The sequence below is a fragment of the Streptomyces sp. NPDC006261 genome (assembly GCF_040613515.1).
Classification (GTDB): domain Bacteria; phylum Actinomycetota; class Actinomycetes; order Streptomycetales; family Streptomycetaceae; genus Streptomyces.
Genome location: NZ_JBEXSI010000097.1, coordinates 1 through 14,710, shown reverse-complemented (window position 1 = coordinate 14,710; position 14,710 = coordinate 1). Strand labels below are relative to the sequence as shown.

At 64.2% G+C, this 14,710-nt stretch carries 10 protein-coding genes and 2 pseudogenes; 10 read left to right on the top strand and 2 right to left on the bottom strand.

Annotation, left to right across the window (positions count from 1 at the left end):
* Positions 1 to 766 precede the first annotated feature (766 nt).
* Positions 767 to 2,261: pseudogene (locus tag ABZ154_RS33310) on the top strand (ISL3 family transposase).
* Between the two features lie 12 nt (positions 2,262 to 2,273).
* On the opposite strand, the gene ABZ154_RS33305 reads toward ABZ154_RS33310, so the two are convergent.
* Positions 2,274 to 2,561, bottom strand: coding sequence for a hypothetical protein (locus ABZ154_RS33305; RefSeq protein ID WP_356838093.1), 288 nt, complete (start codon positions 2,559 to 2,561; stop codon positions 2,274 to 2,276).
* An 89-nt stretch (positions 2,562 to 2,650) separates the two neighbouring features.
* Here ABZ154_RS33305 and ABZ154_RS33300 point away from each other — a divergent pair, with 89 nt between their 5' ends.
* From ABZ154_RS33300 to ABZ154_RS33270, 7 genes are all read left to right on the top strand, one after another.
* Positions 2,651 to 2,896 carry an HAD hydrolase-like protein gene (locus ABZ154_RS33300; protein ID WP_356838092.1) on the top strand — a complete coding sequence of 82 codons (246 nt, stop codon included), beginning with the start codon at positions 2,651 to 2,653 and terminating at the stop codon, positions 2,894 to 2,896.
* A 778-nt stretch (positions 2,897 to 3,674) separates the two neighbouring features.
* Entirely contained in the window at positions 3,675 to 4,202 is a 528-nt protein-coding gene (locus ABZ154_RS33295; RefSeq protein WP_356838091.1) for a hypothetical protein, read from the top strand.
* Positions 4,203 to 4,208: 6 nt separating this feature from the next.
* Positions 4,209 to 5,135: a hypothetical protein gene (locus ABZ154_RS33290; RefSeq protein WP_356838090.1), complete on the top strand. Its 927-nt coding sequence runs from the start codon at positions 4,209 to 4,211 to the stop codon at positions 5,133 to 5,135.
* 221 nt (positions 5,136 to 5,356) lie between these two features.
* Positions 5,357 to 6,790, top strand: a complete 1,434-nt coding sequence (locus ABZ154_RS33285) for a peptidoglycan-binding protein (RefSeq protein ID WP_356838089.1) — start codon at positions 5,357 to 5,359, stop codon at positions 6,788 to 6,790.
* The gene (locus ABZ154_RS33280) at positions 6,787 to 7,482 is read left to right on the top strand and encodes an ABC transporter ATP-binding protein (RefSeq protein WP_356838088.1); all 696 of its coding nucleotides are present in this window, start codon (positions 6,787 to 6,789) and stop codon (positions 7,480 to 7,482) included. The genes ABZ154_RS33285 and ABZ154_RS33280 overlap by 4 nt, the downstream gene beginning before the upstream one ends.
* Before the next feature lie 50 nt (positions 7,483 to 7,532).
* The gene (locus tag ABZ154_RS33275; protein WP_356838087.1) at positions 7,533 to 8,726 is read left to right on the top strand and encodes an ABC transporter permease; all 1,194 of its coding nucleotides are present in this window, start codon (positions 7,533 to 7,535) and stop codon (positions 8,724 to 8,726) included.
* 41 nt (positions 8,727 to 8,767) lie between these two features.
* On the top strand, positions 8,768 to 10,327 hold the full coding sequence (locus tag ABZ154_RS33270) for a penicillin-binding transpeptidase domain-containing protein (protein WP_356838086.1): 1,560 nt from the start codon (positions 8,768 to 8,770) through the stop codon (positions 10,325 to 10,327).
* A 124-nt stretch (positions 10,328 to 10,451) separates the two neighbouring features.
* On the opposite strand, the gene ABZ154_RS33265 is transcribed toward ABZ154_RS33270, so the two are convergent.
* Complete coding sequence (locus ABZ154_RS33265; protein ID WP_356838085.1) at positions 10,452 to 10,871, bottom strand: hypothetical protein; 420 nt, start codon at positions 10,869 to 10,871, stop codon at positions 10,452 to 10,454.
* 488 nt (positions 10,872 to 11,359) lie between these two features.
* Here ABZ154_RS33265 and ABZ154_RS33260 point away from each other — a divergent pair, with 488 nt between their 5' ends.
* Together ABZ154_RS33260 and ABZ154_RS33255 are read left to right on the top strand one after the other, a co-directional pair.
* Positions 11,360 to 12,337: a hypothetical protein gene (locus ABZ154_RS33260; RefSeq protein WP_356838084.1), complete on the top strand. Its 978-nt coding sequence runs from the start codon at positions 11,360 to 11,362 to the stop codon at positions 12,335 to 12,337.
* 63 nt (positions 12,338 to 12,400) lie between these two features.
* A pseudogene (locus ABZ154_RS33255) lies at positions 12,401 to 14,710 on the top strand (hypothetical protein); the annotation flags it as partial.

Below are 14,710 nucleotides of genomic sequence, written 5' to 3'. Positions count from 1 at the left end.
GAGCGTTCCCGCTACGGGAAGGCCGCCTGATGGCCACCCGCAAGCCGCAGAGGCGGCGTGAATTCGGCACGGTCCGCCAACTGCCTTCGGGGCGCCGACAACGCCTGCCGAGGGGGCCTGGACAGTTGCTCATGGTTCGGTCGAAGGGGCGAACATTGCCTGCCGCGGCACAGCAAAGGGCATCACGCGGTGAGGCGGGTGGGACCGCAGACCACTCATCCCACCAAGAAGGCGGCAAAACCCCAGGTCACGGATGCCTGGAAAGTAACGAGGGCGCAGAACGCTGCACGTTCGCTGCACCGCTGCGGAGCCCGCACGTTCCCAGAAAGTGCATTTCCCTAGGTCAGAACGATTCTGCCTGGGGACGCTCGGTGGGGCGGGTGGGACTCGAACCTAAAAGGGAGACGCGTCTCACCTGCGGAAACGTCACAGAGACGGACATTCACATCCTGTTGGATCCCGCTGCGTCCGGCTCGGTCCCCTTCAACGGCACTGCCGTGCGGTACGTACCGCACGGCTATAAGAGGCCCCGGTGCTGCACGTAGAGGGAGAAGATCCGCCCGGCACATCCGCTGGCAGGCATCCAATCGCGGCTCACCCGCACTGCATGCCGCAGACTCCGTCCCACCCCTCCCCTTGCCCGGTGCAGTCACACTCCGTATCGAGGGTCTGTCAAACGAGCGAGTCTGTTCCGTAGTCGGTGGTGGCGGTGAGTGCTCGCCTGTGATCATTGAGCGTGCATGATGCGAACACGCTTGTAGTAACGGTGTTTTCGGGGTTGTCTGCGTTGGTCATCGAGGATGTGGCGGACGGTGGCGAGATAGTCCGGGTGACGGCTCGGACCCGGGATGTTCCCGTTCCCTGTCCGGTGTGCGGGGTCGTGACGGGGAGGGTCCACGGGTATCACGGCCGGACGGTGCGGGATGTGCCGGTCGACGGCCGGCAGGTCGTGGTCCGGGTGAGGATACGACGGCTTGTCTGTCCGGTCCTGGGCTGCAGGCGGCAGACCTTCCGAGAGCAGGTCTCCGGGCTTCTGGAGCGCCATCAGCGCCGCACCACACGTCTGACGCGTCAGCTCCCCGAGCTGGTCAAGGAGTTATGCGGCCGGGCGTCCGCCCGACTCGCCCGATCGCTGGCCGTGCCCGTGTCGTACGCCTCCGCCCTGCGGCTGCTGCGCCGGGTGCCCGTACCGGCGGTGCGGATCCCGCGGGTGATCGGGGTCGACGACTTCGCCCTGCGACGCCGGCACAGCTACGCCACGATCATCATCAACGCCGAGACCGGAGAGCGAATCGAGGTACTCCCCGGCCGCGAAGCCGCCACTCTGGAAGCCTGGCTGCGCGTGCATCCGCGCATCGAGGCCGTGTGCCGGGACGGATCGGCCACCTACGCCCAGGCGGTCCGCCGAGCCCTGCCCGACGCGGTTCAGATCAGCGACCGCTGGCACCTGTGGCACAACCTCGCCGAGGCTGTCCGCAAGGAAGTCGCCGCGCACAGCACCTGCTGGGCGAAAGCCGGCCCTCCCCCGACTGAGGGGAGACAGGCCGCCACCACCCGCGAGCGCTGGCAGCAGGTTCACGCCCTACGCGAGCGCAGAGTCGGACTTCTGGAGTGCGCGCGTCGCCTCAACCTGGCTCTCAACACCGTCAAGCGCTACGACCGTGTCACCGAGCCCGAACGCCTCATCCGCGCCCCCAAATGCCGGCCCACCCTCGTGGACCCCTACCGCGAACACCTGCGCAAGCGCCGACTGGAGAACCCGGCCGTCCCCGTCACCCATCTCCTGCAGGAGATCAGGGAGCTGGGCTACACCGGCAGCTCGAACCTGCTGGTCCGCTACATCAACCAGGGCCGCGTCGAGGCCGACCGACCCGCCCTCTCGCCCCGGCGCCTGGCCCGCTACCTGCTCACCCGCCCCGACCCACCAGCGGGAACGTATCAAGGCCGCCCGCGCTGCCTGCCACGAGATGACCGCCCTGGCCAACCTCATCCACCACTTCGCCGTGCTGCTGGATCCCGCCGACGGCAATGCCGCCCTGCTGAGCACCTGGATCACCTCTGCCCAAGCCGAGGACCTGCCCCACCTGCATGCCTTCACCCGGGGCCTCGAGAAGGACCGCGCCGCAGTCGACGCCGCCCTCACCCTGCCGCACCACAACGGCGGCACCGAAGGCGTGAACAACAAAACCAAGCTGATCAAGCGACAGATGTACGGCCGCGCGAGCTCCCCCCTCCTACGCCACCGCATCCTCCTAGGCTGACCACACCCTCCGTCACCACCGACTACGGAACAGACCCGAACGTTTTACAATCCCGCCGCCTGCGCGCTGGTCGCGCAGGTAGTCCGTGATGTCCGGCTCGAGGACAGCCCGCAGCTGCTGGGCGGGCGCATCCCGCAGGGAGATTTGGTCGAGCAGCCAGTCCGCCGTGTCCGTAAGGATCGGCACGTTGGCGGACAGGGTCTCCACGGCATGCCACATGTCGATCAGATCGGCGCGGGGGCGGAACGGGCGCTCCAGACGATCGAGGAGGTCGACGATCCTCAGCCCGGTATCGACCACCAGGTCGACGGTGGACTCGTCCTGTTCGCCCGCAACTGCAGGCTCTGGGCGAGCACGACAAACGGCGGGTAGCCGGACAGGGCGGGCATGTGACAGGTCCAGACCGCGGCTGCGGCGATCCAGCGGATACGGCGAGGACCACGACGACCGCGCCGAACTCCACACCACCACCCTGTTTCACCGAAGCCGACGTCGCCGCCGGCCGCGCGGCCGGTGTTCGCGTCCTGGGCGTAGCAACCGGCCGCACCACCACCGCCGAACTCGACAAAGCCGGAGCCACCCTCTCCATCGCCGGTCTCGAAGACCTGCAACCACTGCGCGCCTTGCTCCGCTGATTCGGGGTCGGATAGAGCAGTAGCCATCCGAGCCTCACCGTCAGTATGTAGGGCATGGACCTGATGCCACTGCGGCGCCGGGTGTCGCCGAGCGGGCCAAGGCCTTGGCCGAGGCCGCGTGCAAGCTGCTCGGCGCCGCGAGCGCTCCGGCCAGCTGGAGCACAACTGCCCCCGAGGACGCGGTCGAGGGCTCTTCGCCAGAGTGGTGTGTTCGCGCGGGTACAACCAGTGCCACCCTCGCGCGGGAACGGGCGAAGCTTGCAGCGCCGGTAGCCCTCGCGGATGCGATCAGCATGGTGACCCCGTCCACGAGTGCATGCGGCAGGTCGAGTGCGTCAGGATGGGTGACCAACGAGGCTCCCGAGCAACGTGATTGAGACGTCAGAAATCTCGATCCACAGCCCGGGGGCCTTGCTCGTTGCGCTTCACGGACTGTCACCCGCTTGGTGGCCACATTGGAGAAGCTTACAAATCAACCAACCGCCTACGGCTGCGGTTGAGTTGACGGCGCACGAGCTTTGACACCCTCGCAAGTGCGACGCCTCAAGGCCGATACCTGCACTCTACAAGATCGTTATCTGACAGGTCTAGACCGACCCCCGACGCAGTCACCTAAGATCCAAATAAGGGGGAAGAGGGCCGCCCCGGTGCTCCCATTCAGAGGCACCGAGGGGGCCCGGCGCACGCTATTGCGACATGCACGCACCTCCCCTCGCAACGGCCCACTGCCTCACTTTCGATCAAGTTGAGGCAATCAATGCAATCTGGAGTGAATGTAATGCGTACTGCAACAAAGCGGACATCGGTGCTGCTCTCGGCGGTGGCCTCGCTGGCTCTTTTCTCGCCGACGCAGCCGGCCGCCGCCGTGGAATCCTATGCCAACGTGAGCGACAACTGCGACATTCCGCAGAATAATTGCTCATACGGCGATCTCCATTTGTACTACAACACCATTGCACATGGTGGCTACACTTCCGCGCGCGCTTCCTTCTACGCCAACATATACAACTATGCGGGACAGTCGGTCAGCCCCAATGGCGCCGCAGTTGTTCACTACAAGTTTGTTTTCGGTAAGAGTGACAGCGGGCATAACTCCTCAGGTACAGGCGTGGCAGTGAAGAATCAGGCCGGTTCGGTGGAGAACTGTGCCCCTGCTGACTCGTACCGGGTCTACTACAACTCTGGCTACGCGGGAAGTTCTCAGTTCTTCCAGCACACTTACGGCAGCATGTACTGCGCTGGAGGAAAGCAGGTTGACTTGAACGGCACGCTGCACAACAACAACGCCTCGCAGCACTTCGCCTAGGAGCCGATGATGGTGAAGAAGCTTCGTGTTGCGGTTGCATGCTTCGCATTGGTGGCGCTTGCTGCAGGATGTGGGGGCGACGCAGACCCTCAAGGCGTCACCCAGAAAGCTCTCGCTTCTAGTGATCCTGACGGAATTCCATCGCTTCCTTCCACTCCCCAGCAAGGTCTCCTGAAAGGCAAGTCGCTGCCGTTGGAGGACTACATGCAAACCTATGAGCAGACAGTTACCATCACCAACGCTGTCGGTGCTCTTCAGACGGAATGCATGGCCAAGTATGGGTTCGATTTCGAGGCGCCGCCTGCGGGAAGAACGCCACCTCCAAATGACAACGACGTGAACATCGAGAGACGCTATGGGATAAGTGACCCGGCGCTCGCAAAGCAGCACGGATACGGAATCGCCGAACGCGGGCAGCAAACCGGTGCCGAGATGCCCGAGTTGAGCGCCGCTGCCGCACTTGTCATGTCTGGCCGCTCCGGCAAGGGCGGTGGTGCTGATACAACTCCATCACACAAGGGAAAGGAAATCCCAGAGGGAGGATGCAGCGGATGGTCCGTCCGCAAGGTCGGAGCTGACGCCATCGACATGTCGTTGGCGAGCAAGCTCAGCTACGAGAGCCTGGCCAAGTCTCAGGAGGCTCCTGCTGTCCGAGCCGCACTGAAGGAGTGGTCCGGTTGCCTGAAGGCCGAGGGTTACGAGGCTGCGACTCCTTTCGACGCCATGGACCTCGCGAAGACTGACGGGGCCGAGGTATCCGTTGCGGTCGCGGATATCGACTGCAAGGAGTCAACTAATCTCGTGGGTATCTGGCTTGCCGAGGAAACAAAGATTCAGCGCTCGCAGATCGAGCAAAATCAACTGGAGCTGAATGAAGCCAAGGAGAACAATCTAGCTGCCGTGAAGGCTGCTGAAAAGGCGTTGCGCAACTGACCTTGTTTGCTGCCCACGGCGCCGGGGTGCCGTGTTGCTGAACATGCGCACAGCGCACCGCAGAACATCGAATCCCGGCGGCGAGGGCAGCGCGTATGAGTAATCCGTGTTCCCTATATATGTCAGAATGGAAAATTTCCGCAGTGTCTAAGGGTAACCCGGAGGTGTCGTCAAGCCTGAGCGTCCGGCGCAGGTGGGCCGGTGGCGTTGTCGTCGGCGCAGTGGTGCTGTCCACGCTCGGTGTGGGCATCGGCCAGCAGATCAAGTCGCCGGCTCAGGCGATTGCCGATTCGTCCCCTCCAGCTCCGTCCGTACTGACTTCACCTGTCGAGTACCGGGTTCTGGAGACCTCGGTAATGCTCCGCGGCACCGTTACTGCAGCACAGTCGGTAGACGTGACGCCGACAGGCGGAGCGCCTGGTGCGGCGTCAGCTGTCATCACGAAGCAGCCGGTCGCTGTGGGCCAGGATGTCCGTGCTGGTCAGCTGTTGTTGGAGGTTTCCGGGCGTCCGATCGTCGCGCTCAAGGGCAGCCTTCCTGTCTACAGAGACCTCAAGCCGGGAGCCGACGGCGACGATGTCGCACAACTGCAGTCAGCGCTGCAAGCGCTGGGGCACCACGTCGGAAGCGATCGGCGGGGACATTTCGGTGCCGGCACGAAATCGGCTCTGATCGATTTTTACAAGAAGCTCGGTTATGAACCGCAGCCCGCCGCCCCCGAGGGGGGGTCAGGTGTCTCAGAGGCCGAAGACGTGGTGGTGGACGCGCAGCGCGCGGTAGAGGATGCGAGGGACGCCCTGGAGGGCGCGCGGGACAAGGCCATCGACGTCAAGGCGCCGCAAACTAGTGTCGCACCGACCGGTTCTGCTACGTCTCCGCCCGATTCGGGGCCAGCATCTGACGCTGCGGATCGGACGGGCGGCGCCGAAGTGTTGAGTGACCTTCGTAAGCAGCTTGAGCGAGCCAAGGACGACTTGCGCGAGGCGCGCGAGAAATTGTCTCAGGCCGAGATGATTGCAGGGCCCATGCTGCCGGCCTCCGAAGTCGTATTCATTTCAGAGTTCCCGGCACGCGTGGACGGTATCGACACCAAGGTCGGTTCCACCGTCACAGGTAAGGCGATGACGCTCTCTGCTGGCGTGTTGACGGTTCAGGGCTATCTCCAGGCTCACGAGAAGGGCCTCGTGCGGCCGCGTCAGCATGTAGAAGTCTTCTCCGAGCTGACCGGGCGGTCCGCCGCCGCCACCGTAGCCTCCGTCTCCAAAGCAGCGGCGAACGAACAGAGCACCGTCCCCGCGGAGAGCAACGAGCGCGCAGCGACGGGAGCCAAGGGGTATCTGATGGTGGTCAAGCCCACCGCACGACTTCCCCGCGATATGGCGGGTCAGGATGTACGCCTCACAGTGCGCGCCGCGTCGACCAAGGGCAAGGCGTTGGTGGTCCCTGTGTCAGCCATCGCTGCCGGTGCGGACGGCCGGACCGCGGTGACGGTCCGGAGGCCTGACGGATCACAGCGTCGCATCGCCGTCACGGTCGGCACCTCGGGCGACGGATACGTAGAAGTACGTGCCGAGAGCAAGGAAGAGCTGCACCAAGGGGACTTGGTACTCACAGGAGTTCGCGGGACGCACGTGACGGGCGACACATCACAGTGAAGTCGGCCTCGACACCTGCTGTCATCGAACTCCGCCAATGCGGTCTCACCTATCCGGGCCCGCCTCCTGTAACGGGGTTGTCACCCTGCGATCTTCTGGTGCGGCCAGGAGAGTTCGTCACGGTCGTCGGTCCTTCCGGAGCGGGAAAGTCCACGTTCCTGAACGTTCTCGGACTGCTGGACAGCCCCACCACGGGGAGCTTTCTACTCGACGGCATTGACACGGGAACCCTGTCCGACGCCCAGCGCACAGCGTTGCGCGGCAGGCGCATCGGCTTTGTGTTCCAGTCGTTCCACCTGCTGCCGTATCGGACAGCGTGCGAGAACGTGGCCATGGCCCTGACCTACGGCGGCACCGCCCGCAAGGAGAGAGCGGCGTTCGCGAGGAGCGCCCTGGAGCAGGTGGGCCTGGGCCACCGCTTGGACGCCCTGCCGACCACCCTCTCCGGAGGGGAGCGGCAACGCGTGGCCATCGCCCGTGCGCTGGTCGGGCGCCCCTCCCTGCTGCTGTGCGACGAGCCCACCGGAAATCTGGACTCCGCCACCGCTCAGTCGGTCCTGCACCTCCTGGACGACCTCCACGAGGACGGCATGACCGTCATCGTCATCACCCACGACCCGACGGTGGCCTCGCGAGGCCAGCGCACAGTCAGCATTCGAGACGGCCATCTGAACGAACAGGCGCAGCCATGAGGGCGCTCCTCCGCCCCCGAAGGCGCCCTCCAGTTGTACGCCCTTCCCGCATGGCTCTGCGGGACTTGCTGGCCGAGGCGATGGCGGGAGTGCTGCAACGCCCCGCACGCTCAGCGCTCACCTCCCTGGGTACCGTGCTCGGCGTCGGGACGTTCGTGGCCATCCTGGGTCTGACGTCGACTGCCTCATCGCAGATCGACGAGCGCTTCGACGCCCTGACCGCGACCGAGATAACCGTCGAGGACATCGCCCGTCAGTCCAACCCCTTCGTGGATCTGGGTTTTCCCGAAGACGCAGAGGAACGGGCCCAGAGACTGAACGGGGTTCAGCACGCCGGCGTGCACTGGCCGGTGAATTTGGACGCCGACGAGCAGGTGCGCTCCTCGCCGGTCACCACGGGAAGCGCCGGACGGAGCATTCCTGTGCTCGCCGCCTCGTCCGGGGTCCTTGCCGCGGCAGAACCCACCGTCGTGGAGGGCAGGTCGCTGAACACCTGGCACGACCGGACGCGGCAGCGCGTCGCCGTGGTGGGGCTCGGTATCGCTTCCAGACTCGGTATCACCACCCTGGAGACCCATCCGGCGCTGTTCATCGGTGACGAGGCTTTCACGGTGGTGGGCATCGTCGAGACGGTCGAACGCAAGCCCGATCTGCTGCTCAGCGTGATCATTCCTCGATCCACTGCCTACCAGCTTTGGGGGCCGCCGAAAGGCGCCGCTTCCATGCTGATCTCCACCCGGCTGGGTGCGGCTCCCCAGGCGGCCGGGGAGGTGGCCACCGCTCTCGACCCCGCTCACGTCGAGTACTTCAAAGTCATTCCGCCCCCGGATCCCAGAGCCCTACGCGATGACGTCAGTGGCGACCTCGACCAACTCTTCCTCCTCCTGGCGACCATCTGTCTCTTCATCGGGACCATTGGGATCGCCAACACCACGCTGGTAGCTGTGCTGGAACGCACCGGGGAAATCGGACTGCGTCGCGCGTTGGGTGCCCGCGGCCGCCACATCACCAGCCAGTTCCTGGCCGAGTCGGGGGTCCTCGGAACTCTGGGCGGGCTGGTCGGTACGTCGCTGGGGACCGTCACCGTCGTCGCCGTCGCGATGGTCCGGGAGTGGACCCCCGTCCTCGACCCCATGGTCGTGGCCATCGCGCCGGTCATCGGACTCGCGACAGGAATCGCCGCCGGCCTGTATCCGGCGTGGCGTGCGAGCCGTATCCAGCCTGTCGAGGCCCTGCGCCGCTGAGACCGCTTCGTTTCCGCCCCCACCCCCACAGGGAGTACCCCATGCGATTCACACTACGAACAACCGCGTTCACCCTGGCGGTCACCGGCGCCATCGCCGCCGGGGCTTACGGCATAGCCTCCTTCATCGTGTCCGAGCCCGTACCGGACGCCGCAGAGGAGTTCTTCGCCGCCTGGTCCGACGGAGACCTCGATAAGGCTTCGAGTCTCACTACAGACCCGCATGCGGCGCTCCTCGCCCTGAAGGCGTTCAAGAACCACCTGCCCACCACGGGCGTGAACTTCACCGCCCATGGTGTCGAAGGGCAGCATGTCCCCTTCACCGTGACAGCGCGCATCTCCACCCAAGACACCGAGGGCAGATGGTCATACGAGTCACAGCTCGACGTCCGCGACGAACCGCAAGAAGGCGAACGCGTCGTGTGGAAGCCCTCCGTCATTCATCCGGAGTTGGCCGGCCGCGACGGCTACACCCTGAAAGCCGTGACGACGGCCCCCAGAACAGCCGTACTCAGCCGAGAGGGCACCGCGCTGAACGATCAGGAACAGCCAGGGCTCTCCCAGGTCATCAGCCAGCTCAAGGAGCGCTACGCCACGCAGGCGGGCACTCCGGCCCTCGACGTCCGCATGACCCCGCTGTTCGGCGACGGGGAGGATACGACCCTCGCGCACGTGGTCAAGGGCAAGCCCGGGACGATCTCTACGACCATCGATCTCTCACTTCAGCAGGCGGCCGAGGCAGCGGTCGCGGAGCACTCCCGAGCCTCTGTCGTCGCGGTAGAGCCCAGTACGGGAGAGATCCTGGCGGTGGCGACCTCAGCGAAGGGAGAGATGAATCCCGCTCTGGAAGGTGTCGAAGCACCAGGCTCCGTGTTCGAGATCGTGACCTCCGCCGCCCTCCTGGAGCAGGGGGCGATCTCACCGACCACTGCCGTGAACTGCCCCGGCCAGGTCGTGGTGGCCGGAACCGCCTTCACCAACCCGAGACTGAAGGGCGCCGGTGCAGGCGGCACGTTCACCGATGCCTTCGCGGCTTCCTGTGACACCGCCTTCGCAGAGCTGGCCGACGAACTCGCGCCGGGGGCACTGGCCAAGGAGGCGAAGGGCGTCTTCGGCCTCGGTCTCGACTGGCAGACCGGCGTCACCACATCCGACGGAGCCGTCCCAGAACTCACCGGTGCGGACAGAGCGGCGGTAGCAGTCGGCCGCGGCGAAGTTCGTCTCAACGTACTGAACCTCGCGTCGATCACCGCCACGGTCAAAAGCGGCACTTTCAAGCAACCCCTCCTGGTGGGGGCCGACCTGGCAGGCGCCGATCAGGCACAGGCCGAACGTCCGCTCTCCGGCAAAGTCGCTCAGCAACTGCGCGCGATGATGAACCACAACGCGTCTCAAGGCACTGGAGCCGAAGTCATGACGGGGAGCAATGGGACCTTCGGCTCTATGGCTGGACTGGCCGATCAGGGCACCGATCAGGCAACGCACGGGTGGTTCACCGCATTCAACGGGGACGTCGCCGTCGCATCAGTAGCGCCTTCCGGTGGTGCGGGCGTCACAAGTGCCGGAGCCATCACCCGCGCTGTACTCGACGCTGACAGGTGAACGCACACCTCCAGCAGCCAGAGCGCGCCGTCATGACGGCTCGGCAGCATGGCATGCCTTCTGGATGTCAGTAGCCGAGGCTCCACGACTACTGACATCACCTGGAGCTACAACCCACATCGGATCACGAGACCGGCAGCAGAAGCGCTCTTGCTGTGACGTGCTCGCGCTGACTGCAGCCCCACGCTTCCGCCGAGAAGGCCAGGCGGCAGAAATCCCTCAGGTCTGTTTTCAGACCAGAGGGGGTCGTCCTTTCAACCCGAGGAAGAATGTGTGGCGCGGCCGGCGGGATCGCCGTTCTCCGTGCCGCGTGGGCGTTGGAGATCGTGCAAACCCATCGGGCGAACTCGCCGGTGCAGCAGGCCTCGATCAGCCCGGCGAGGAAGTCGGTGACAGCCGGCAGTCCGCGCTCGTCCTTCTCCAGTCGACCGAGGACGGGCCGTGACCGGTCCTGAACGTGCCGTTCGAGGGCCGCACAGTAGAGCTCCTGCTTGCCCCCGAAGGTCGCGTACAGGCTGGAGCGGCTGAGCCCGGTGGCATTCACTCCTGGACGCCAGTGGTGGCCACGCCTTGCCGCCAGAACAACCGTTACCAGACCACCGGCAGGCACCTGCTGTTAGCCCATACGGAGCGTCATCGGATCTATTTGAAAATGAGAAAGATATTAACTCGTGACGGTCGACTAGATCACAGAATGTCCACTTCGTATGCAAGCGGGGATGATCTAATGATCGAGTCGATGGGCAGGGCATGCATCTGTTCTCACTACACGCCAAGCCTTCGGCGTGAATTGACGCGCGCCTGGGAGGGGAACGCTGCATCAGCGCGTCAAGCCGTCTGGCCTGAAGCGAGGGAGTGACGAAGTCGGGCTACCGCAACACTCGTCCGAGGATACTTCGATCAAATCTTTCCCGCGAACTCCAGCCCCCGAATCGCGCCGGGTCGGTCACTCCGTACCAGTTGTTCAGTGGTACGGAGGCAAATCCACACGAGCATCTCAGCGCTTCATGACTTCACATAGAGAAGGCACCCGTGCACGTCCTCAAGCCAGCGTTCACCGCGACAACTGCCATGCTTGCAGCAATAGTCCTCAGTTCATGTTCGCCGCCCGGGCCCGCCCCCGACGAGGCTACTGAAAAAACGCAACCAAACCAGAGCGAGTGGCCAGAGGAAATTCCCAGTTCCGGCCTGGTCAAGGGTTTGGAATTGCCGCTCGAAAGTTACATGGTCCCGTACTCGGACCAGGTCATCATCGACTCTGCCATACGCACTCTCCAGACAAAGTGCATGGCTGAATACGGATTCACCGTCGACCTACCACGCCCGGGAATAAATCCGCCAGCGAGCAACAACAACATGAACATCGAGCGCCGCTATGGAATTACTGACCGCGCCCAGGCAGAGAAGTACGGCTACCTACTTTCGCCTGAGCAGCAGAAGTACACCGTGCAGCAGACACCCGACCTGCCAGGTATCCAGGTTGAGGTTCTCACCGGGCGCACCAAGCCGGAACCGATCGCCGCCCCCACCGGCAGCGACGGCGGCTACTCCGGGTTGGGCGAGAAGACCAAGCCTGCTCGTGCCGAGCATGACGGAAAAAAGCTACACAAGGGCGGATGTGCCGAATGGTCGAAACAGCAGCTCGAGCTAGATGAGTCCGATGCGGGATTTGTTACTCAGCTCGCGTCGACAGCTCTCTCCGAGGCTCGTCCCCACAAGACGATTGAGAAAGCCATCAAGAACTGGTCGGCCTGCATGAAAGACAAGGGCCACACCGCCTCCGATCCATACAGGGCTACGGAAAAAGGGCTCGGCAACACCGAAACTAAAGACTCGATTGCTCTCGCGCTGGACGACATCGACTGCAAGGAGCAGACCCGCCTGATCGAGGTCTGGTTCAAGGAAGAGTCGACGGTCCAGAAGCGGCTGATCAAGGAGAACAGGGCCCAACTCACAGCCGCCAAAATGCGCTTGAAGGATGTCCTTACAGCCGCCAAGGCTGTCAAGTAGATAACCAGAGGAGAAGAGAAGTTGAAAAAAAGACGTATTCGTCTACGCACGCCGGTCACCCTCATGGTGGCCACAGTGCTGGCAATACCACTGAGTATGCCCGCACAGGCCGAGGAACCAAAACCGCCGACAGATGCGGTACAGGGATGGAGCGATTCCACCCAGAACCAAAAAAAGCTCTCGCTAAAGCCTTCCGCGATCTTGGCGAAGGACCGAGTCCGAATACTCGGCAAGGACTACAAGAAATCCGCCGACACCGCGGTCACTACGACCGGCGACGGGACCGGCTTTCACTTGCTCGCAGGCAAGGAGAAAAGCGGCTACCAGCTTCGAACCATAGCTAGCCTGTTCGAGAACGGCTTCGCCTCGGACACCTGGATCGGCAACCACTGTGTAACCGAGTCCGGCAAGTACGCAGCCGTCTCATACGCACCACGCATGTTCACCAACAAGCCAGAACTCATGGCTCGCGGCGCCTTCACAGCGGTGGTAAACCTGGGGTCGGGCAAGGTGACCAAACTGCCGTTCCAGTCGTCGCTCGCCTACTTCTCGCCCGGCTGCGGCCAGGGTGACCAGGCGGTGTTCACCCAACTTACGTACGACGGCGACGAAAAGCAGCAGACCCGCCTCGTCTCCGTCGACGCAGCGACTGGCAAGCAGAGTCACTCGGTCACGCTCGCTGGGCAGGTCACCTCGGCCGTCCCCACGGTCGAAGGCATCGTGGCCGCGCACGGCAACAAACTGGTGCGCATCAACGGCAAGACTGAGAAGCCCCTGGCCACCACAACTACGGTGCCCTTTCAGATCACCGCCGATGCCGACGGTGGCATCACATTCATCGACCGCGAACTCGACAAGGATGTCTCCAAGACGCCGACCAGCTGGGCCAAGCACCTGGCCCACACCGAGGTCGCGCAAGGCAAGGAGACAAAACCCGTCACGGTAGCCTCCGGCAAGCTGCACGCTTGGGACCTAACCCGTTCGGCGCGCGGCGAGGTGTTCGTAACGGGGGCTGCCACGTCCAAGGCACTGCCCAAACGGATACACAACCCCGGCAAGCTCCCCACCGGTGCAGCGATCTCCAGCAACGCCCGGGCAGCCTTGACCACCACATGGTCAGACGGCAAGACCACCCTGGTCAACCCGGAAGACGCGGCTAAACCCCGCCCTGCTCGTACCACTCTGCGCATACTGGACTCGGGCAAGTCAGTAACTCTCGACCTGCGTCCCGGCGTTAACCGCGTCAGTGACGCGGCTCAGGGGCATGCGCTGTCTCCTGCTCTGCCCAGGGGTGGCCCGGTCGCCTCCGGCCCGGACAAGTCGCAGGCGACCGGCAAGGATAGTGACGGCCTGTCCACACAGACCGTCCGCACCCAGGCGCTCACCGCACAGTCCGACAACCCCAGCGAGGGCTCAGGGGAACGCTACTGCGCGGTGGCTCGTAATGACGCGAAGAAGCAGGCGTTCCAGCCCACGCCGCGCCAGGTCGAGTGGGCGGTGAACCAGGCCGTCGTCGGCGAGCTGGACTTCTACCGTGAGGGGAACTGGAAGAACACCGGCACCGGTGGCTACCAGCCTCAGGGCCTGTTCCCGCCGACCCTCCTCGCCGGTGACCCTAACGGCACCCTCGACAACGAGGACCCCGACGTCACCGACAAGTGGCACATTCCCGCACAGGTGATGCTCGGCATCACCGCGCAGGAGTCCAACATGTGGCAGGCCACCCGATTCGCTGTGCCCGGCGTCACCGCCAACTCCCTTATCGGCAACTACTACGGCGTCGACTACGCTGCCGACGGCGAGCAGCTCGACCCTTGGAGGATCAACTGGGCTGACGCCGACTGCGGTTATGGCATCACCCAGGCAACAGATGGCATGCGTCTTGCCGGCAAGACCAAGCCGGGCGAGACCGCTCTGTCCACGCTCGCGCAGGAAGCCGTTGCCCTTGATTACACGGCGAACGTCGCCGCTGGTGTGCAGATCCTGTCAGAGAAGTGGAATCAGACCTACAACGCCGGCATGAAGATCAACGGCGGTCACCCCAAGTGGATCGAGAACTGGTTCTTCGCGCTGTGGGCGTACAACTCCGGCTTCTATGACTCCGCCGACTCGGCGGGCCACTGGGGCGTCGGCTGGACGAACAACCCGGCCAACCCGTTGTGGAAGGCCAACCGCGTTCCGTTCCTGCAAAGCGCCACCAACAGCGCCGGGGATGACTACAGCCACGCCGCACACCCGCAGGACTGGCCGTATCAAGAGAAGGTGATCGGCTGGGCAGCCCGCCCAATCTCAGCGATGTTCGCCCCTGGTGACTTCCAGGCGGGCTACCGGGCCTCGTGGTGGACCACCAACGAGGACCGCGCCAACGCCAAG